Genomic DNA, 19,796 nt, shown 5'->3' on the forward strand with positions numbered 1-19,796 from the left:
GCTCCTCGGAAAAGGGTGAGCCGGATTTTTTTCTAAAATTCCTCCAGTGTACGGAGCCAGTTTTCTTTCATCGTTTCCACTGCTTTTTTCTTGTTGCCATGTCTCAACGAGGTGATAATGGTTTTATGTTCATCAATTGATTTTTCAGTCAGGACAATAGAATTATGGAAAAAATGCCTGCGGACGTGTGCCTGTAATTGTTCTATCATTCCCTGGATATAAGTGTTTTTCGTTATGTCGACAATCACTTGGTGAAATTCTTCATCAACTTTTAACGCGGCATAACTGTTATCGGAATAGATTGCTTTTGCAAAGCGTTCGTTGATGTTTTCGAGTTGTGTAAGCCGATCCTCGGTCACGGAATCAATCGCCAGTTCTGCGGATAAAGATTGCAGCGCCGCCAATGGCGGGAGAAGGTCTTTGATGGCATCCCGTTCAATTTCAGTAACTTGTGTCGCTTTACCCGGGTACATTTTAACAAATCCATTTACTTCCAGCAGCTGCAATGATTCACGAATTGGTGTTCTGCTGATTCCCAATGCATTGGCCAGTTCAGTATCATTTAATTTTTCGCCGGGAAGCAGTGTTCCATCAATTATCCAACGCTGAAGTTGGTTAAAAGCACTCTCTTTTGCTGATTGACGAACAGGTTTTGAATGATTTGCAGGTATTGGCATGGAAACCCGCCTTTCTAATATTCATTTTGTATAAATATAGTATACATGAAAATAAGCTGTATTGAAATATGCAATATATTACGAAATGTAATTTAACATCCTTCATAAACAAGTCGTTATGCATTAATGATAGGATATTCTGCCAAATGGTATACCAGAATTTCGATTATTATTCACAAATGAAAACGCTTTATATTACCGGAAAAATATGCTAGAGTAATTATAGGTTGTTGAAAGGAGGGCTCATGTCGGATCTGCGAGATAGAATCATTCAGGAATCTCTGTTTCTATTTGAAAAAAATGGATTCCATGGTGTTTCGGTGAACCAGATTGTTAAGAAAGTCGGCACGTCCAAAGGCGGATTTTATCACCATTTTACGTCAAAAGATGAATTGCTGTTTGTCATTCATGATACATTTATTACGTATGTATTAGATAAGGCTATGATTGCAAATGGTACCTATGACACACCAAAAGAGAAACTGCAAGCGATTGTAAAAGATTTTGTTAAAGTGTTCGATCTGTATAAAGCACATATTTCCGTGTTTTATCAGGAGAACATCTATTTAAAACCGGAGTATGAGTCACTAATTAAGAAAAAACGGGATCATTTTAAACAAATTATCATTCATACAATCAATGAAGGAAAGAAATCAGGGGACTTCCGGGATGATCTTCCGGTAGAAATTACAGGGATGGCAATTCTCGGTATGGTAAACTGGACATATAAGTGGTATAAACAATCAGGTCCAAAATCAATCGATGAAATTGGCGATATCTTTGTTGATTTCATATTGCGTGCTGTACTCAAGACAAATACATACCATAACAAGGGAACAGGAAAGTCTTTTTTACCCGATTAAAAGAAATCGCTTTCTTTTTTTAATGACAGCTACAGACCAACCAGTCGGTCTTAGCTGTAAAATACGAGGAGGTTTGAGATGAATTTTGAATTAACAAAAGAACAGGCAATGATCAGAAATATGGTCAGAGATTTTGCTCAGGAAGTTATTCAACCAAAAGCAATTGAAATTGACAAAGAAGCAAAATTTCCGGTTGAAACGTTTGAACAAATGGGTGAACTGGGATTGCTGGGTATTCCTTTTTCCGAGGAGTATGGAGGCTCAGGCGGTGATACTGTTTCATACGCTATAGCAGTTGAAGAAGTGGGAAGGGTTTGCGGAAGTACCGGGCTTAGCTTTGCGGCAGCTGTTTCACTTGGCGCAAGTCCCATTTACTATTTCGGAACAGAGGAGCAAAAGCGTGAATTCCTTACACCGATGGCAGAAGGAAAGGCATTGGGGGCTTTCGGTCTTACGGAGCCTAATGCAGGTTCTGATGCCGGTGGAACGAAAACAACTGCTGTTGAAGATGGCAATGATTATATCATTAATGGCGAGAAATGTTTTATTACCAATGCCAGCTTCGCAAAAACAATTATTGTTACAGCCGTAACCGGCAAAAACGAACGTGGAAAAAATATAATCTCCGCCATTATTGTCCCAACAGATACAGAGGGGATAACCATCACAAGCAATTATGACAAAATGGGTGTCCGCGGATCGGATACAGCGGAAATTGTACTGGATAATGTTCGTGTACCAAAAGCAAACTTGCTCGGAGATCCAAATAAAGGGTTCAGCCAATTTTTATATACGCTTGACGGCGGTAGAATTTCTATTGCCGCCATTGGACTTGGTATTGCACAGGGATCGCTTGACAGAGCGTTGAGCTATGCAAAAGAACGCAAGCAGTTCGGAAAGCCAATTTCGGATTTCCAGGCTATCCAATTCAAGCTTGCCGATATGTCAATGGAAGTTGAGCTGGCAAGGAATATTGTTTATAAGGCAGCATGGTTAAAAGATAACGAAAAGCCGTTCTCCAAAGAAGCGGCATATGCGAAGTTATATGCTACAGAAACAGCTTTCCGTGCCGCTAACCAGGCAATTCAGATTCACGGCGGTTACGGTTATATGCGTGAATATGAAGTAGAAAGATATTTGCGTGATGCGAAGCTGTTGGAAATCGGGGAAGGTACATCCGAGGTACAGCGGATGGTAATTGCGAGACAACTAGGCTGCTAAGGAAAGCGTATTGAACAAAATTCGTAAATGGGGGAGAGCCAATGATAAAAAAAGTATTGATTGCTAATCGCGGAGAAATAGCCGCACGGGTAATCCGCACTTGCAAAAAACTGAACATCGGGACAGTAGCTGTCTATTCGGAAGCAGATCAGAAGGCACCATTTGTCGAAATGGCTGATGAAAGCTATTTGATTGGACCTCCACGTGTAAATGAAAGTTATCTGAATGTGGATAAAATCATATCCATTGCCAAGGAGGCCAATGTGGATGCTATTCATCCCGGATATGGATTTTTAAGTGAAAACGGACAGTTTTCTGATAAATGTGCACAACATGATATCGTGTTTATCGGGCCGTCTAAAACGGTAATGGAAAAAATGGGAAGTAAAATTGAAGCACGGAAAGCAATGCAGGAAGCAGGTGTTCCAGTTGTACCCGGGACAGAAGGTGCAGTTGCTTCGGCCGATGCTGCGATTGAAATCGCTAAAGACATTGGCTATCCAATTATGCTGAAAGCTTCTGCCGGTGGCGGAGGAATCGGGATGCAGGTTGTCCGTTCTGATGAAGAACTGATGAAAGCATTTGAGAGCAACTCAAAACGTGCCAAAACTTTTTTCGGTGATGGTGCTATGTTCATGGAGAAAAAACTGGAAAATGCCCGCCATATTGAAATTCAATTGCTGGCGGACAATCATGGTAATGCCGTGCATCTTTTTGAACGGGAATGCTCCATTCAGCGCCGTAATCAAAAAGTAGTGGAGGAAGCACCTTCCCAATTTATTTCCGAAAATACCCGTCAAAAAATGGGGAAAGCCGCTGTGAAAGCAGCAAAATCCTTAGGCTATACCAACGCGGGAACGATTGAATTTCTAGTGGATGAGGACGAAAATTTTTATTTCCTGGAAATGAATACACGTATTCAGGTGGAACACCCGATTACGGAAGCAATTACTGGTCTTGACATTGTTGAAAAACAACTGGAAATTGCGGACGGTAAGGAATTAGATTTAAAACAGGATGAACTGACAATTGATGGTCATGCAATTGAGGTGCGAATTTATGCTGAAGATCCGAAAACGTTTTATCCGTCACCTGGTCATATTGATACATTTCATGTGCCGGAGGGTGAATATGTACGAAATGAAACAGCGGTTACGAGCAATTATGATGTCACCCCGTTTTATGATCCGATGATTGGAAAATTGATTGTAAAAGGCAGTACAAGGGACGAAGCAATTTCGCGAATGAAAGAAGCATTAATGACATACAAAGTAGAAGGCATCAAAACAAATATACCGATGCTGCTTGATGTGATTGATCATGAAGCATTTAAAAAAGGCAACACGACAACAAGTTTTGTAGATAACTATTATTTACCATTAATTAAAGCGAAATAGGAGGAATTTAATTATGACTGAGATAAAAGCATCAATGGCAGGAAGCGTTTGGAAAATTGCAGTAAGTGCTGGTGAACAGGTGGAAGAGGATCAGGACATTGTTATTTTGGAATCAATGAAAATGGAAATTCCGATTCCAGCCGAAGATGCTGGTACCGTTAAAGAGTTGAAAGTAGCCGAGGGTGATTTTGTTAATGAAGGCGATGTAATTGCGGTAATTGAGTAAATTTGCCTTCATATGATAGGGAGGGTTTTGATTGAACTTTCCGAAACAAGTCAAGATCAATGAAGTGGGTCCCCGGGATGGACTTCAGAATGAAGCGGTAATGGTCCCTGCGGAGGCGAAGGTTGAATGGATTAATATGCTTTCAGAAACCGGGGTGCCATATATTGAATTATCATCTTTTGTACACCCTGACTGGATTCCGCAACTGAAGGATGCTACAGAAGTTGCCAGACATATCAAACGTAATCCAGCGGTCACCTATGCAGCTCTGGTCCCTAACAGAAAGGGACTGGAGCGTGCATTAGAAGTTGATGTCGATGAAATATGCCTTTTTTTATCGTCGAGTGAAACACATAATAAAAAGAATATAAACAAATCGATTAAAGATACGTATCCAGTATTGCAAGAGGTGTCACAGGATGCCAAATCGGCTGGAAAGAAGGTTAGGGGTTATGTTTCAACTGTGTTTGGCTGCCCGTATGAAGGTGATATTCCGATTGATAACGTTATTTCAGTGTGTGAACGTTTATTTTCGATGGGGGTCGATGAACTGTCAATCGGAGACACAATAGGTGTAGCGGATCCGGCACAGGTCGAAAACGTTCTTATACGTCTATTTGACTATTTTCCAAAAGAAAAACTTGCCATGCATTTTCATAATACAAGGGGTACGGCTCTTGCCAATGTATTAATGGCGTTAAGTTATGGGATTACCAATTTTGATAGTTCAGTGGGCGGGCTTGGCGGCTGTCCATACGCAAAAGGTGCTTCAGGAAATCTTGCGACAGATGATTTACTGTATATGCTGGACAGAATGGGTGTCAGGACAGGAATAGATATAGATAAAATCATTCAATCATCCTTATATATTGAACAATATGTTTCGAATCTATCTAGTCATCAGATGAAAGTAATTAATCGTACACGGTAGAAAAGGAGAATGATAGTGGCAAATCCAGTGGAATACCAAAAAATAGAAAACATTGCTATATTAACGCTTAATAGATCGGAAGCAATGAATGCAATGTCCAAAGAATTGCTTGATGCACTAAATAAATACATTGTAGAAATCAATCGGGACAAAGCGATTCATTGTACGATTATTACCGGATCTGCTGAAAAAGCATTTTGTGCCGGTGCCGACCTGAAAGAACGAAAAGGAATGGCAGAGGAACAGGTGATTGAGGCTGTTTCGTATATTGGCGAAACGGTGCGAAATGTTGAAAACATGAAAATGCCGGTAATTGCAGCACTGAATGGCGCAGCATTTGGCGGCGGACTGGAACTTGCGCTTGGCTGTGATATTCGAATTGCCGCGGACCACGTTAAAACCGGTTTGACTGAAACATCCCTGGCTATCATTCCGGGAGCAGGCGGCACACAGCGATTGACCCGTTTGATTGGTCTTGGAAAAGCCAAACAATTAATTTTTACAGCAAAACCGGTTACTGCTGAAAAAGCACTTGAAATCGGTCTGGTCGAGCAGGTTGTATCAAGTGACAATCTGCTTGATAGCGCGGTGGAAATGGCAAAAATGATTGCCAAAAATGGACCGGTCGCATTACGGCAGGCAAAAACGGCAATCAATCAGGGGTACCAGTCAGATATAACAACCGGCCTTTCCATCGAACATTTGTGTTATAAAGAAACAATACCGACTCAAGACCGAATCGAGGGGTTACAGGCATTTAAGGAGAAACGAAAGCCTGTTTATCAAGGTAAATAGAAACAGGAGGTCACGTAATGTCATATTTGGAAGAATTACAAAACAGGATTAAAAAAATTGAAAGCGGCGGGAAAGAAAAATATCATCAGAAAAATGAAGAGAAGGGAAAATTGTTTGTCCGTAAGCGCCTGGAACTGTTATTCGATGATGGTATTGATTTGGAAGATGCATTTTTTGCCAATTGTATGGATGATTCATTACCGTCTGACGGTGTTGTAACCGGAATCGGTCAGGTTAGCGGTCAGTCTGTTTGTGTGATGGCTAATGACTCAACTGTTAAAGCGGGTTCATGGGGAAAACGGACGGTTGAAAAGATTCTCCGTATTCAGGAAACAGCTGAAAAACTCGAAATTCCGATGCTTTATCTCGTTGATTCTGCAGGTGCACGGATAACCGACCAGATTGAAATGTTCCCTGGCCGTCGTGGCGCAGGACGTATTTTCCACAATCAGATAAAATTGTCCGGCCGTGTGCCGCAGGTCTGTCTGTTATTTGGACCGTCAGCAGCAGGCGGCGCCTACATCCCGGCGTTTTGTGACATTGTCATTATGGTTGATGGGAACGCCTCCATGTATTTAGGGTCTCCACGGATGGCAGAAAAAGTGATCGGTGAAAAGGTAAGCCTTGAAGAAATGGGCGGTGCAAAAATGCATTGTTCTGTTTCGGGCTGTGGTGATGTTCTTGTTAAATCAGAAGAAGAAGCTATTGAATATACAAAAAAATACATGAGTTATTTCCCGCCAAACTTTCGTCAAAAACCGAAAGCAGTGGATACCAGGGATGTGAAGGAGTTTGAAAAATCCATCACTGATTTGATCCCGGAAAACCAGAATGCACCATTTAATATGCTCGACTTAATTAAGCGGGTGATTGACGAAGACAGCTTTTGTGAAGTTAAGAAAAAATTTGCACCGGAACTGATTACCGGTCTCGCTCGGATTAACGGAAAATCTGTCGGAATTATTGCCAACCAGCCACGGATGAAAGGCGGTGTACTGTTCCCGGATTCGGCTGATAAGGCTGCCAAATTCATACAGCTTTGTGATGCCTTCAATATCCCGTTGCTGTTCCTGATGGATATTCCAGGGTTTATGATTGGAACAAAAGTTGAACGTGCAGGTATTATTCGCCACGGTGCAAAAATGCTTGCTGCAATGAGTGAAGCGACCGTTCCGAAAATTTCTGTCGTTGTAAGAAAAGCCTATGGTGCTGGACTTTATGCTATGGCAGGACCGGCCTTTGAACCGGATTGCTGTCTCGCACTTCCAACGGCGCAGATTGCTGTTATGGGACCTGAAGCTGCGGTGAATGCCGTTTATGCGAATAAAATTGCGGAACTTCCGGAAGATGAACGCCCGGCTTTTGTCAAAGAGAAGCAAAACGAATATAAAGATAACATCGATATCTATCGATTGGCTTCTGAAATGGTTGTCGATGCGGTGGTTGATCCGGATAAACTACGGGAGGAGCTTATCAGCCGCTTCCGCATCTATGAACAAAAGAATGTAATGTTTACCGAACGAAAACACGGTGTTTACCCTGTATAATAAGCTTGTTTGAAAGGGCCTTGGTTTGATGCTGAGGCCCTTTCATATCGGCTGTTTTTCGTAAGTTTTCCCGTGAAACCCCGAAAGGTACGTGCCGAACAAAGTGGCGCACCCGCCGAAGAAACCTTGAATCGCGCTGAACAAAGTGGCTCACCCGCTGAAGCAACCCTGAATCGCGCTGAACAAAGTGGCTGACCCGCTGAAGCAACCCTGAATCGCGCTGAACAAAAGCGGATTTCCGCTGAAGCAAACCTGAAACGTGCCGAATAACGCACGCCCTTGCCAAATACTTACGGAAGTCTCTACTTGCCCCACTGTTTTTCCGCTCCAGTCATTCAGTTACGCAGCGTTTTTTCTTTTGGTATCCAGTTTATAACAGAAAATAGGTTTTCATCATAAACTATACCAAACAAAAATACTTTATTAACCATAATATTATTATGTAAATCTATTTAAAGCCTATCCATTTCAAATTATTCGGTAAAATGATATCCTAAAGTGAAAGTCAGACAGTGGGGAAGAGGGGGATACAAATTAATGGATAGCAGAGAATTTCGTAACGCCATGGGGAAATTTGCAACTGGCATTACGATTGTAACGACAGAATATGATGGCAACACATTGGGGATGACTGTTAATGCATTCATGTCAGTATCGCTGGAACCAAAACTAATCGCTATTTCAATAGATGAAAAGGCGAGCATGTATGATAAACTGCAAAAAACAAAGAAATTCGGCATCAGTATATTAAACGAAGATCAGAAGGATTTTTCAATGGTTTTTGCCAGGCAAAAAGAGAAAGACCAGGTGATTCCGATTGTGAAACAGGATGGTATACCTGTTATTGATGGTGCCATTGCTACACTTTCCTGTCATGTAAAGGAAACTGCGACAGCGGGCGATCACATGATATTTATTGCTGAGGTTACAGACTTGAATATGAACCAAGGGGAACCAATAATTTTTTACAGCGGCAAATACCGTGCACTTGATTAATTCAGACAACCGATGCTTACACACTTATTAAGAGGTGACGGAAATGAAAATAAAAGAATTCATGATAAAAGACGTAATCAGTACTACAAAAGATACAACTGTAAAAGAACTCTTACAGTTGCTTGTCAAAAATAAGGTTGGCGGGGTTCCTGTGACAGATGACAGCAATCGCTTGATTGGCGCCATCAGTGATGGGGATATCATCCGCTATCTGCAGCCGCGGGGAAGGACTGTTTACGACATGTTTTCACTGGTGCTGGTGAATGAAAAAGAGGACCTTCACCACAAAGTTACGACCAGTATTCATGATACAGCTGAACAGGTCATGAAACAGAAAAAAGACCTTCAAATGGTGCAACCAAACGATGAAATTGAAGTAGTTCTAAATATTTTTTCCAATCATCACATTAAAAAAGTGCCTGTTGTTGATGATGATTTGGTTCTTGTTGGTGTTATCAGCAGAGGTGATTTGATCCGTTATATTTCCACCTCAATTATCGCGAATGCGGATGACGATGCATAAAGGGTGATTAAATTGCAGGAATGGCACGGTGCAGCAGGAATTTGTCTGAATGAACGGAACGAATTGCTGATGGTTCTTCAAGGTACTCCCGAAGAGGAAAAAACCTGGTCCGTGCCATCAGGTGGACTTGAATCCGGTGAAACTTATTCTGAATGCTGTTTACGGGAAATTGCGGAAGAAACAGGGTACATAGCAGAAATCAATCAAATTGAGAAAGTGAAAAAACAGAAGTACCGAAAATTAAACTTTTCTTCCTGCGTTCATTATTTTTCGGTTAATATAATCGGCGGTCATTGCACGATACGGGATCCGGATCAACTTGTATATGAGGTTAGCTGGATGTCCGCAAATGAGATAGTACACTTGAACCTGACATATCCGGAAGACAGAAAATTTCTTCTGAACTATATGAAACATCATCACAAGTAAATACATATTGGGGGAATGTTTGTGACAACATATGTAGCATTACTGAGGGCAATCAACCTTGGTAAGAAAAATAAAGTCAAAATGGCAGAATTGCGAAGTCTCCTGGAGTCACTGGGTCTGCATCATGTTCAGACATATATTCAAAGCGGTAACATCATTTTGGATTCGGACATGGATGCTGCATCATTGACCCAAATGCTTGAACAGAACCTAAAAAGATAGATTTGGATTCACTATACCTGTGATGTTGCGGACAAAAGAAGAATGGCACAACCTTATAAAAGAATGTCCATACGCCACAAAAGAGCTTTCGGATGATCAAAGCATACATATTTCCTTTCTTGAAACTACACCTTCGGAACAATCTATCCGTAATCTCGGAAACTTTGAAAACACCATTGATTCATATCAGTTGAGCGGCAGGGAAGTATATCTGTTTTTTGGACAGAACACGCACAAATCCAACCTCCAGCGACATCTATCAAAATTGGGGGTATCTGCAACATTGCGCAATTGGAGAACGGTCCAAAAGTTGGAAATGATGCTGAAAGAAAGGGAAGGATAAAAAGAATGGAATTTAAAATTGAACCTAGGGAAGGATACACACCGCAAATCGGACAGCTGGTTCGTATGATGGATTATGTCCGAATGACCACTTATCACGCAGTAAAAGGATTGACAACAGAACAGCTCGATTATGTTCATGCGAAAGACGCCAATTCAATTGGGGCATTGTTAATGCATATGGCGGCTGTGGAATTCGGTTTTCAAATTGAAACATTTGATGAACGAGAGCCAACAGATGAAGAAATTAGAGAATGGGGTGCCGCTTTTGATCTTGGGGATAAAGGGCGGCGTGAAATAACCGGTAAACCGCTAGATTACTATATTAATAAACTCGAAAAGGTCAGAAACCGTACACTTCATGAGTTCAGGAATCGGGATGATGCCTGGTTGTATATCGAACGAAAATGGGCGGATTATGCATCCAACAACTATTTCATCTGGTTTCATACATTTGAAGATGAAATTAACCACCGGGGCCAAATCCGCATTCAACGGAAAATGCTTCCCAATTTTTAACCGGTGGATAATCGGGATAAAAAATCGTATAATGGATGCTGGAAATGTATTTAGGAAGGAATTATCATCATGATGCAAACAGTTTCTAAACAATCGACAATAGAAGAGCAATTGATTAGTCTTTATCAGGTTATGCAGGATAATGGAGATGCGGAGAATGCTGATAAACTTCTGGATGTCTATGAAAAATATAGTAATAGGGAAGTGATGATCAGCTTTGCCGGCCATTTTTCGGCAGGTAAATCATCAATGATTAATGAACTGCTTGGGAAGCAGATTTTACCGAAAAGTCCTATCCCTACGAGTGCAAACGTTGTTAAAATTAAATCCGGCAGTGGTAAAGCGACAGTTTATTTTCATAATAGTGAACCGCTTGAATATGCGGAACCGTATGATATTGACATGATAAAGGAATATGCCAAAGATAAGGCGAGTATACGGGAAATTGATATCAGCACATCGGAAACGATGCTTCCGGACGGATGCACGATTATGGATACGCCCGGAATTGATGCAGCAGATGATGCTGATCGTCTCATGACTGAATCTTCACTGCATCTGGTTGACAGACTTTTTTATGTGATGGATTACAATCATGTCCAGTCCGAAGTCAATTTACAATTCCTTAAAATGGCCCAGGATATTGGGATACCATTTTATATCATTATTAATCAAATTGATAAACATGATGAACGTGAAATCACATTTGCCAGATTTTCCGACAGCATTCAACAAACGTTTAATCAATGGAATATTCACCCGCAATCCATTTATTATTCATCGTTGATTGATCAAACTGCTGCCCATAACAAACTGGATGAAATTAAAGCAAAACTTACTTCCCTGATGACAACTGACAGGGAATCCGTTTTGAATGTGGAGCGTTCCCTGACACAAGTCACAGCAGCACATAAGGAATTTATAAATGCCCGTTATGAGGACGACATGCCGGAAACAGCGTATAAAGACGAATCGGCTGACCCTGCATCCAAAATTGCTGTCATCCAAGAAGAAATGGAATCAATTAAGCAAATTCCCAAAGAAATGGAGGATGCGTTTTTTAAGGAACTGAATGGAACCCTGAAAAATGCATACCTGATGCCGGCAGTTCTGCGTGATAAGGCGCAGTCCTATCTGGAAACACAGCAGCGTGATTTCAAAGCAGGTATCTTTGCATCGAAGAAGAAAACGCAGGAAGAAAGGCAAAAACGGTTGGATGATTTTCGCGATTCACTGCAGGAAACGATGGATGCGTCGATTCAGTGGAAACTTCGGGATAAATTTCTGGACCTGTTGCAGCAATTTAACGTATATGATCAGAACCTTTCCAATACCATTCAGCATATCGCAATCGATTATGGGGAAGAACAGCTTCAAGCACTGCAAAAGCCGGGGGCCAAAGTGAATGGAGATTATGTTTTAATTTATACCAATGACGTCAGCTCCGATATTAAAAATCGCTATAAAAGAGAGGCGCTCGGTATTTGGGATGAAATACAGAAACTCCTTCAAAGGCGGTGTGACGAAGAGCTGAAGACATATGAACCGGAACTCGAAAAACTGCAGGGACTAATGGATACACAGCAGAATAAAACAAATCTGGAACATGAGCTGCAGCATAAATTAAGTCAGCTGGAATCCGCTTTGCATCATCCAAATGCAGATGAAAGTGTCTATGAAACTATCTGGCAAGAACTTGCCAAGCGGCATAAACCGGTTAAACAGGCAACAGCCAGTGTGTTTTCACCACAAGCGCAGGAGAATGAAGTTGCAGCCACAGAAGGTCGAACCGAAGAAACGTCCCGTACTTCTTCCACCGGGGAGACATTGAAAAAAATCAGTAATGTTATCAACACAATCCAGGACTTACCCGGATTTCAGTCCATTGTTGATGACTTAAAGGCAAAGCAAAATCGGCTGACGAAAAGATCATTCACCATTGCTTTATTCGGTGCATTCAGTGCCGGTAAATCATCATTTGCCAATGCACTGCTTGGGGATCATGTACTTCCGGTATCGCCAAACCCGACAACTGCTGTAATCAACCGTATCAATCCGACTAACGACGAATTTAGACATGGTACCGTAGTTGTAACCTTGAAAGATAAGCAAACATTGACCAATGATCTGCAGCAGCTTATGAACAAACTTAATCCGCCATCGGGTGATTTTGAACAATTGGTGGATTGGATCAGAGATAATGATATTCAGGCCAACACTGACCTCCATAAAACACACCAGAACTATTTACAGGCGGTGTTGGATGGTTACGGTAACTATATGGAAACACGTTCGGAATATATTACAATCGATATTGAGTCATTCGCAGCTTTTGTAACCGATGAAGCAAAGGCATGTTACATTGAGTCGGTAGATCTTTACTATGATTGTGATTTAACAAGAGATGGCATTACACTGGTCGATACTCCTGGTGCCGATTCAGTCAATGCCCGCCATACTAATGTTGCATTTGATTACATTAAGCATGCGGATGCTATTTTATATGTCACCTATTATAACCATGCACTAGCACGGGCAGATAAAGACTTTCTGCTGCAGCTTGGACGGGTTAAAGATGCATTTGAACTGGATAAAATGTTCTTCATTATGAATGCAGCTGATTTAGCGGTCGATGAAGCGGAATTACAGCTGGTGTCCAACTATATTGAAGAACAGCTTACACTTTTGGGAATCCGTTTTCCAAGATTATACCCTGTTTCCAGCAAGCAGTCATTGCAGGAAAAGCAGAATGAACAGACACTAAATGGAAAAATGGTTACATTCGAACACGATTTTAATCATTTTATTCACCATGAACTGGCGGCAATTACAATTCAATCCGCCGGCCGTGATATGTTCCGCGCACTGCAGTCGGTCCGGCAGTATATTGATTCTTTACAGCTGAACGCGGATGAAAAAGAAGCCTACCGTGAAGAATTGCGGTCTAAGCGTCATGCATTAAAGCAGCTTGCTGAAAATCTGGATGGAGAAGTAAGCGGACAAAAGATAAATCAAAAAATTGAAAAGCAGCTTTATTATGTACTCGAGCGGCTGTCAATTCGGTTTCACGACTTTTTTAAAGACACATTTAATCCGGCAACTATTACGGAATCTGGCAGAAAAGCTGCTCTTCAGCTTGAAAAACAGCTGCAGGAACTGCTTGATTTTACAGGTTACGAATTATTGCAGGAACTACGGGCCGTTTCACTGCGGATTGAGTCATTCATAAAAGAACTGCAAAACGAATTGCATCATGACTTTTCAGGCAAAAGCAAACAAATTGATGCTCAATTCCTGCTGCCGGATTTTCGCGATCTTGAACTGGAAACACCAGCCTATGATCAGGCGTTTGTTGATTTAAGTGCGGATGATTTCCGGAAAGAACTGAAACTGTTTAACGGAACGAAAGCATTTTTTGCAAAGAATGAAAAGGAAACCATGAAGGAGGCTCTATACAGCCGTTTATCCCCATTTGCGGAAAACTATCTGGAACGAAATCAGCAGCAAATGCAGGATGTTTATATGAAACAATGGCAGACTGTTACAGATAACATTAAACTGGAGACTGCTAATCATATAGATTCGTATTTTGATAACTTGTTGTCAATGATGGATAATCAATCAGTTGACCTTGAATCATTACAAGTGAAACAGGATGAACTGTTTTCCGTTATTGAACAAGATTTGGAGGCGGAAGTATGACAAGAGAAGGAAAGATAATGCTGGTGGACGGCATGGCCTTATTGTTCCGGGGATTTTTCGCTACGGCTTTTCGGGGTAATTTTATGAAGACCAGCTCCGGCGTACCAACGAATGGTGTCTATCAATTTATGCGGTACTTTCTTGATGCAGTGGATACATTTGAACCAACCCATGTCATCTGCTGCTGGGATATGGGAAGTAAAACATTTCGTACGGACATGTTTGAAGGCTACAAGGCGAATCGATCCGAGCCACCGGAGGAATTGATCCCACAGTTTGAACTGGTTAAAGAGGTAACGGAGGCCTTTGATATGCCGAATATCGGTATGGAAAATTTTGAGGCGGATGACTGTATCGGAACGCTCGCCCGGACATTTTCAGCTGAGAATGAAGTCCTCATTCTGACAGGTGATCAGGATATTCTGCAACTGGTTGATGAAGGGATCAGTGTTGCAATTATGAAAAAAGGACAGGGCAATTATGATGTGTACGAGCAGTCAAATTTCTTGGAGAAAAAAGGGATAACACCAAGGCAGATTATTGATTTAAAGGGCTTGATGGGCGATACTTCGGATAACTATCCAGGGGTAAAAGGTATTGGTGAAAAAACTGCTATGAAGCTTCTTAAAGAATATGAAACAATTGATAACCTGCTGGAAAATATAGATAATCTTTCAAAAGGAATACAAACGAAAATAAGAAATAATCTGGACTTACTTCATCTGTCCAGGGAACTTGCTGAAATTAAGTGTGATGTTCCAATTTCCTGTTCAATTGACAGTGCACTATGGAAATATGATAAAAGCCGGATTGAGGGAAAGTTCACGGAACTCGAGTTTAAGAATCTTGGCAAACTGGTAAAATAACGTATGGGAACATCTTTCTGATAACGGGTATTTACGTTAGGATAACATGCAATTAAGTTGCATGTTATTTTTTTTCGATTTTTCCATATATGAGACAAAGGGTAGGGGATTGCTTTCGGGGGGGTATACACATATACATGTAACGGTATTATAAGGGGTTGCTTTTTATCCTTCGAAACGCATGTGATACGATTAATGAAATGACTGGATACGAAGGGGGAGGACGTATGCCGAAAGTTTTTGTTTATGGAACATTGCGAAACGGTGAACGAAATCATGATTTCATGGAAGGTGCCAAGTGCATTTACACTCAATGCCGAATTAAGGGGAAATTGTTTGATACGGATAAGGGTTACCCGATAATGCGGCACGATGAAGCATCGTGGGTCTACGGTGAGTTGTATGATGTCAGTGATGTTCAGATGAAATCAATCAATGAACTTGAGGAATATGCAGAGGGAAGAGCTGACAATTTGTACAACAGAGTTACAGTTGACGTATGGAACGATAAGGGTGAAGAAAACAGTGCCTTCGTATTTATTGCAAAAAGGGCAATGGATTATATAACACAGGAAATTCAATCCGGGGACTGGACTTTATATCAATACATAAAACAGGATAAGCTGTTGTACTTTGCTTATGGATCTTGCATGGATGATGAACGCTTTCGCCTAGCCGGGACAGACCATTTTTTCAAAGATGTGGTCGGGGCTGGTACCCTAAAAGATTTTGAATTCCGCTTTTCTATTCATACTGATGATGGCGGTAAAGCCGATATTGTTGAAAATAAATCTAAGCAAGTGGAAGGCAAAGTGTATCAGGTGCCGCTTGAGACGTTGGACTATTTGTATAAGCGTGAAGGAGTGTACAATAATATATACAGACCGGCAGTTGTACCAATCAGCATTGCAGGAAAACCGGTCTATGCCTTAACTTTCATTGGAATAAGGAAGGTTAAAGAAACTGCCCCAACGATTCGCTATGGAACAGAAATCTTAAGAGGTGGAAAAGGTTGCCTCAGTGACGATTATCGAAGGAAGGTAAACGAAAAGATCGACAATCTGCAGAAGGGACAATAGTGTTCGAACTGAAAAAATGGGTGTGCTAAAATGAATGTGTTATGAAAGGGTGATCAAAATGGTTTTTTCACAACAGGAACTAGCAAATTGGATAGAAAAATATCCGCCTTTAAAACAAATCACGGAAATGAACCCTGCCTATTGGAGTAACCCTCATTTACATAAACAATCAGGCATGGATTCATTGCCAATCACCAAACAGGATATGTTGGAGGCAAAAGCGTTGTGGGAGCGTTTCGCCCCTTATTTACGTAAAGTTTTTCCGGAATCGGACGGTATCATTGAATCACCATTAAAACAGATTACAAATTTCCAGAAAAATTTGATGCCTGATTTGGAAGGGAAACTCTATTTAAAGTGTGATAATGACCTTCCGATTGTCGGGTCCATTAAGGCAAGAGGCGGACTGTATGAAATCCTGCATTATGCAGAACGACTTGCAATTGATGCTGGGATGGTTTCAACGGATGATAATTATGAGATCTTTGCATCGGATCAGTTTAAAACCTTTTTCAGTCAGTACGCAATCGGTGTCGGGTCAACCGGAAATCTCGGATTAAGCATCGGAACAATCAGCGCAAAATTGGGCTTTAATGTGTCCGTCTATATGTCTGCAGATGCAAAGCAATGGAAGAAAGATCTGCTTCGAAGCCGCGGGGCAGCTGTCCATGAATTTTCCGGTGATTTCAGTGAAGCTATTTTACAAGGACGCGAGCAGACAATCCGGGACCCGAAAGCATACTTTGTAGATGATGAGGATTCAAAGCATTTATTTTTAGGGTATAGTGTAGCAGCGTTTGAATTACAGAAGCAACTCGGGGAAAGAGATATTGAAGTGAATGCAGAACATCCGTTATTTGTGTACTTGCCATGCGGTGTTGGCGGTTCACCAGGTGGTATCACATTTGGGCTGAAACACGTATTTGGGGAACATGTGCATTGTTTCTTTGTCGAACCAACGCATTCCCCGTCTGTGCTTATCGGACTTTTGACCGGTGGGATGGAAAAGTTCAGTGTGCAGGATTTTGGCATCGATAATATTACTGAAGCGGATGGGCTTGCTGTTGGGAGGCCATCAGCATTTGCAACAGCAATCAGCGACAGCTTGATAAGCGGTATCTTTACAGTTGAGGATCCTGATTTGTATCGTTATTTAACAAAGCTGGCTGATACAGAAGGGATTTATCTTGAACCATCTGCAACTGCAGGGTTAATTGGCCCTGAGCGTGTAAAGGAATATGTGCATCGACTGCCTTCCGAAAACATTACGCATATTGCCTGGGCAACCGGCGGATCCCTGGTGCCTGGAGAAGATATGAAGGAATTTTATGCAAAGGGAAAAAGATTTTTGGAGAAAGGTTGATATAAAAATGAAGGTTGTACAGAACATGACAGAACTGATTGGGGAAACACCTGTCGTACGCCTAAATAAGGTGGTACCTGATGATGCAGCGGATATATATGTGAAACTGGAATCAAATAATCCCAGCAAAAGTGTTAAAGACAGGGCTGCTTTCAATATGATTAAACAGGCGGAGGATGCAAGAGCTATAAAACCAGGTGATACCATCATCGAACCTACAAGTGGAAACACCGGCATAGGTCTGGCAATGAACGGTGCCGCTAAAGGCTATCAGGTAATATTAGTTATGCCGGATAACAGCACTGAAGAGCGAAGAAATATTTTGAAGGCATTCGGGGCAAAAGTTGTGCTCACCCCAAGCGCTGAAAAAATGCCAGGTGCCATCAAAAAGGCGGAAGAACTGAAAGCAGAGATCCCCGGCAGTTTTATCCCACAGCAATTTGAAAATCAGGCCAATGCGGATATACACCGGACGACGACTGCACTAGAAATATATGAACAAATGGATGGCACTCTCGATGGATTTGTTTGCACTGCCGGCACCGGTGGGACTGTCACCGGAACAGGCGAAACCTTAAAAGAAAAAATCCCTGGGTTGCATATTGCCATTGCAGAACCAAAGGGATCGCCGGTTTTGTCCGGTGGAAAACCCGGTCCGCATAAGCTGGTCGGAACAAGCCCGGGATTTATACCTGATATCTTAAATACAGATGTTTATGATGAGATCATTCAGATTGATGACGATGATGCGGTTGAAATGTTTAAGAAGCTGCCCCGTGAGGAAGGGATTTTTGTTGGGCTTTCTGGTGCAGCGGCAGTATTTGCGGCAATTCAAGTGGCAAAACAGCTTGGCAAAGGAAAGAAAATATTATGCATTGCCCCTGATACAGGTGAAAGATACCTCAGTATGAATTTGTTTAATTAATTCGGATACGAAGAGCAGCGCAGCTAAGATGCGTTGCTCTTGTTTTTTTGGTAATTCAACAGTTCACTTTCATTTTCATGGTATATATTCCAAAAATAAACTTTTGGCAGCCCCCAATAGTTCCAATAGTCATGCACAAGTGACGTTCCTACAAAAGCCAGCATTTGCCAATCAATATTGTCCAATACCCCAACCCCCTTATTCTTACATTATTCGGGAATTATCTTGTCCTAGAACATATGATGACGATCTAAATTAAGCATATAAATACGTAAAAGTGATTGAGTATTCTTCCGTTATACGAAGGGTGAAGGTTCCGATTGCTTTTTGTTTTTAGAGCCAGCCTCGTGTATACTTTCAGGATTCTAATCTTACTTTCAAGAAAAATAACAATATAATGAAGGCAACTGTTGTAACTTTACAAATAGTATGGTACCTTTAAATGCTAATAATGAGGAGGTGGATGATTTGTCATTGGAACCGGACAATTCAAATCCAACATCTAAAAATGACGAATATCTTCAAAAGGTTACTGTTGGAAAACGTAAAGAGCATAACGCGCCGATCACTCTTCTAGACTATGATACTAAGTGGCCAACATTATTTGATCGGGAGGCCAAACGTATTCGTTCCGTACTGGACAACAAAGCCTTACAAGTGGAGCACGTTGGATCAACTTCAGTGCCAGGACTTTGTGCCAAGCCAATTATTGATATTCTACTAGTAGTGACGGACTCTTCCGATGAGGCTTCCTATGTTTCCCGATTGGAGGAAGTCGGCTATACTTTACATATTCGGGAACCCGAGTGGTTTGAACATCGTCTATTCAAAGGCCCCGATACAGACATCAATCTGCATATATTCAGTAAAGGGGCATCTGAGGTCGATCGAATGTTACGTTTTCGTGATTGGTTACTGTCCAACAATTCTGATCGGGACAAATACGCACGCATCAAGCAGAAGTTGGCTCAACGTAAATGGCGATACGTGCAAGATTATGCAGATGCCAAAAATTCGATAGTTCAGGAAATTATGGAGCGAGCCAACGCATTCGAGTAGAAAGTGTTGCTAAACAATCATAATTCTGTTGACCAATCTAGAAGAGTTTGAATCTATTGTTCAAATCGGGCGCCTTTTTTGGAGCGCTAACAATTCCATTGATATAATATCATA

The 19,796-nt window shown here is 41.4% G+C and carries 21 protein-coding genes; 19 read left to right on the forward strand and 2 right to left on the reverse strand.

Annotation, left to right across the window (positions count from 1 at the left end; all coding sequences use genetic code 11):
- Window positions 1-32 precede the first annotated feature (32 nt).
- Complete coding sequence (locus B1K71_RS10020; protein ID WP_077326484.1) at window positions 33-677, reverse strand: GntR family transcriptional regulator; 645 nt, start codon at window positions 675-677, stop codon at window positions 33-35.
- Between the two features lie 245 nt (window positions 678-922).
- Between B1K71_RS10020 and B1K71_RS10025 the strand changes: the two genes are divergently transcribed.
- The 18 genes from B1K71_RS10025 to cysK all read left to right on the forward strand — a co-directional run bounded on the left by B1K71_RS10025 (window position 923) and on the right by cysK (window position 18,623).
- Entirely contained in the window at window positions 923-1,540 is a 618-nt protein-coding gene (locus B1K71_RS10025; RefSeq protein ID WP_077326486.1) for a TetR/AcrR family transcriptional regulator, read from the forward strand.
- 78 nt (window positions 1,541-1,618) lie between these two features.
- A complete protein-coding gene (locus B1K71_RS10030) occupies window positions 1,619-2,761 on the forward strand; it encodes an acyl-CoA dehydrogenase family protein (RefSeq protein WP_077326489.1) in 1,143 nt (380 codons plus the stop codon).
- A 41-nt stretch (window positions 2,762-2,802) separates the two neighbouring features.
- Complete coding sequence (locus B1K71_RS10035) at window positions 2,803-4,158, forward strand: acetyl-CoA carboxylase biotin carboxylase subunit (RefSeq protein ID WP_077326492.1); 1,356 nt, start codon at window positions 2,803-2,805, stop codon at window positions 4,156-4,158.
- Window positions 4,159-4,171: 13 nt separating this feature from the next.
- Window positions 4,172-4,384, forward strand: a complete 213-nt coding sequence (locus B1K71_RS10040) for an acetyl-CoA carboxylase biotin carboxyl carrier protein subunit (protein WP_077326494.1) — start codon at window positions 4,172-4,174, stop codon at window positions 4,382-4,384.
- Between the two features lie 31 nt (window positions 4,385-4,415).
- A complete protein-coding gene (locus tag B1K71_RS10045; RefSeq protein WP_077326496.1) occupies window positions 4,416-5,315 on the forward strand; it encodes a hydroxymethylglutaryl-CoA lyase in 900 nt (299 codons plus the stop codon).
- 9 nt (window positions 5,316-5,324) lie between these two features.
- Window positions 5,325-6,110, forward strand: a complete 786-nt coding sequence (locus tag B1K71_RS10050; protein WP_077326498.1) for an enoyl-CoA hydratase — start codon at window positions 5,325-5,327, stop codon at window positions 6,108-6,110.
- 17 nt (window positions 6,111-6,127) lie between these two features.
- Window positions 6,128-7,657 (forward strand): acyl-CoA carboxylase subunit beta, encoded by a 1,530-nt coding sequence (locus B1K71_RS10055; RefSeq protein ID WP_077326500.1) that lies wholly within the window; start codon window positions 6,128-6,130, stop codon window positions 7,655-7,657.
- Window positions 7,658-8,194: 537 nt separating this feature from the next.
- Window positions 8,195-8,653: a flavin reductase family protein gene (locus B1K71_RS10060; RefSeq protein ID WP_077326502.1), complete on the forward strand. Its 459-nt coding sequence runs from the start codon at window positions 8,195-8,197 to the stop codon at window positions 8,651-8,653.
- 43 nt (window positions 8,654-8,696) lie between these two features.
- Window positions 8,697-9,176, forward strand: a complete 480-nt coding sequence (locus B1K71_RS10065; RefSeq protein WP_077326504.1) for a CBS domain-containing protein — start codon at window positions 8,697-8,699, stop codon at window positions 9,174-9,176.
- Window positions 9,177-9,179: 3 nt separating this feature from the next.
- Window positions 9,180-9,605 carry an NUDIX hydrolase gene (locus B1K71_RS10070; RefSeq protein ID WP_342742125.1) on the forward strand — a complete coding sequence of 142 codons (426 nt, stop codon included), beginning with the start codon at window positions 9,180-9,182 and terminating at the stop codon, window positions 9,603-9,605.
- A gap of 21 nt (window positions 9,606-9,626) precedes the next feature.
- Window positions 9,627-9,827 carry a DUF1697 domain-containing protein gene (locus B1K71_RS20270; protein ID WP_175631888.1) on the forward strand — a complete coding sequence of 67 codons (201 nt, stop codon included), beginning with the start codon at window positions 9,627-9,629 and terminating at the stop codon, window positions 9,825-9,827.
- Window positions 9,828-9,849: 22 nt separating this feature from the next.
- A complete protein-coding gene (locus B1K71_RS10080) occupies window positions 9,850-10,170 on the forward strand; it encodes a DUF1697 domain-containing protein (RefSeq protein WP_342742158.1) in 321 nt (106 codons plus the stop codon).
- A 5-nt stretch (window positions 10,171-10,175) separates the two neighbouring features.
- Window positions 10,176-10,688, forward strand: a complete 513-nt coding sequence (locus tag B1K71_RS10085) for a DinB family protein (protein ID WP_077326512.1) — start codon at window positions 10,176-10,178, stop codon at window positions 10,686-10,688.
- 69 nt (window positions 10,689-10,757) lie between these two features.
- Entirely contained in the window at window positions 10,758-14,390 is a 3,633-nt protein-coding gene (locus tag B1K71_RS10090; protein WP_077326514.1) for a dynamin family protein, read from the forward strand.
- Window positions 14,387-15,256: a 5'-3' exonuclease gene (locus B1K71_RS10095; RefSeq protein ID WP_077326517.1), complete on the forward strand. Its 870-nt coding sequence runs from the start codon at window positions 14,387-14,389 to the stop codon at window positions 15,254-15,256. Before B1K71_RS10090 ends, B1K71_RS10095 begins: the two co-directional genes overlap by 4 nt.
- Before the next feature lie 227 nt (window positions 15,257-15,483).
- A complete protein-coding gene (locus tag B1K71_RS10100; protein ID WP_175631889.1) occupies window positions 15,484-16,335 on the forward strand; it encodes a gamma-glutamylcyclotransferase in 852 nt (283 codons plus the stop codon).
- A gap of 58 nt (window positions 16,336-16,393) precedes the next feature.
- Window positions 16,394-17,698 carry a D-serine ammonia-lyase gene (locus B1K71_RS10105; protein ID WP_077326521.1) on the forward strand — a complete coding sequence of 435 codons (1,305 nt, stop codon included), beginning with the start codon at window positions 16,394-16,396 and terminating at the stop codon, window positions 17,696-17,698.
- A 7-nt stretch (window positions 17,699-17,705) separates the two neighbouring features.
- Complete coding sequence (gene cysK, locus B1K71_RS10110) at window positions 17,706-18,623, forward strand: cysteine synthase A (protein ID WP_077330171.1); 918 nt, start codon at window positions 17,706-17,708, stop codon at window positions 18,621-18,623.
- A gap of 23 nt (window positions 18,624-18,646) precedes the next feature.
- On the opposite strand, the gene B1K71_RS19910 is transcribed toward cysK, so the two are convergent.
- Window positions 18,647-18,808 (reverse strand): hypothetical protein, encoded by a 162-nt coding sequence (locus tag B1K71_RS19910; protein WP_175631890.1) that lies wholly within the window; start codon window positions 18,806-18,808, stop codon window positions 18,647-18,649.
- A 283-nt stretch (window positions 18,809-19,091) separates the two neighbouring features.
- Here B1K71_RS19910 and B1K71_RS10115 point away from each other — a divergent pair, with 283 nt between their 5' ends.
- Window positions 19,092-19,682: a GrpB family protein gene (locus B1K71_RS10115; RefSeq protein WP_077326523.1), complete on the forward strand. Its 591-nt coding sequence runs from the start codon at window positions 19,092-19,094 to the stop codon at window positions 19,680-19,682.
- The last annotated feature ends 114 nt before the right edge of the window (window positions 19,683-19,796 follow it).

It is taken from the genome of Virgibacillus siamensis (assembly GCF_900162695.1).
Taxonomy (GTDB): domain Bacteria; phylum Bacillota; class Bacilli; order Bacillales; family Amphibacillaceae; genus Lentibacillus; species Lentibacillus siamensis_A.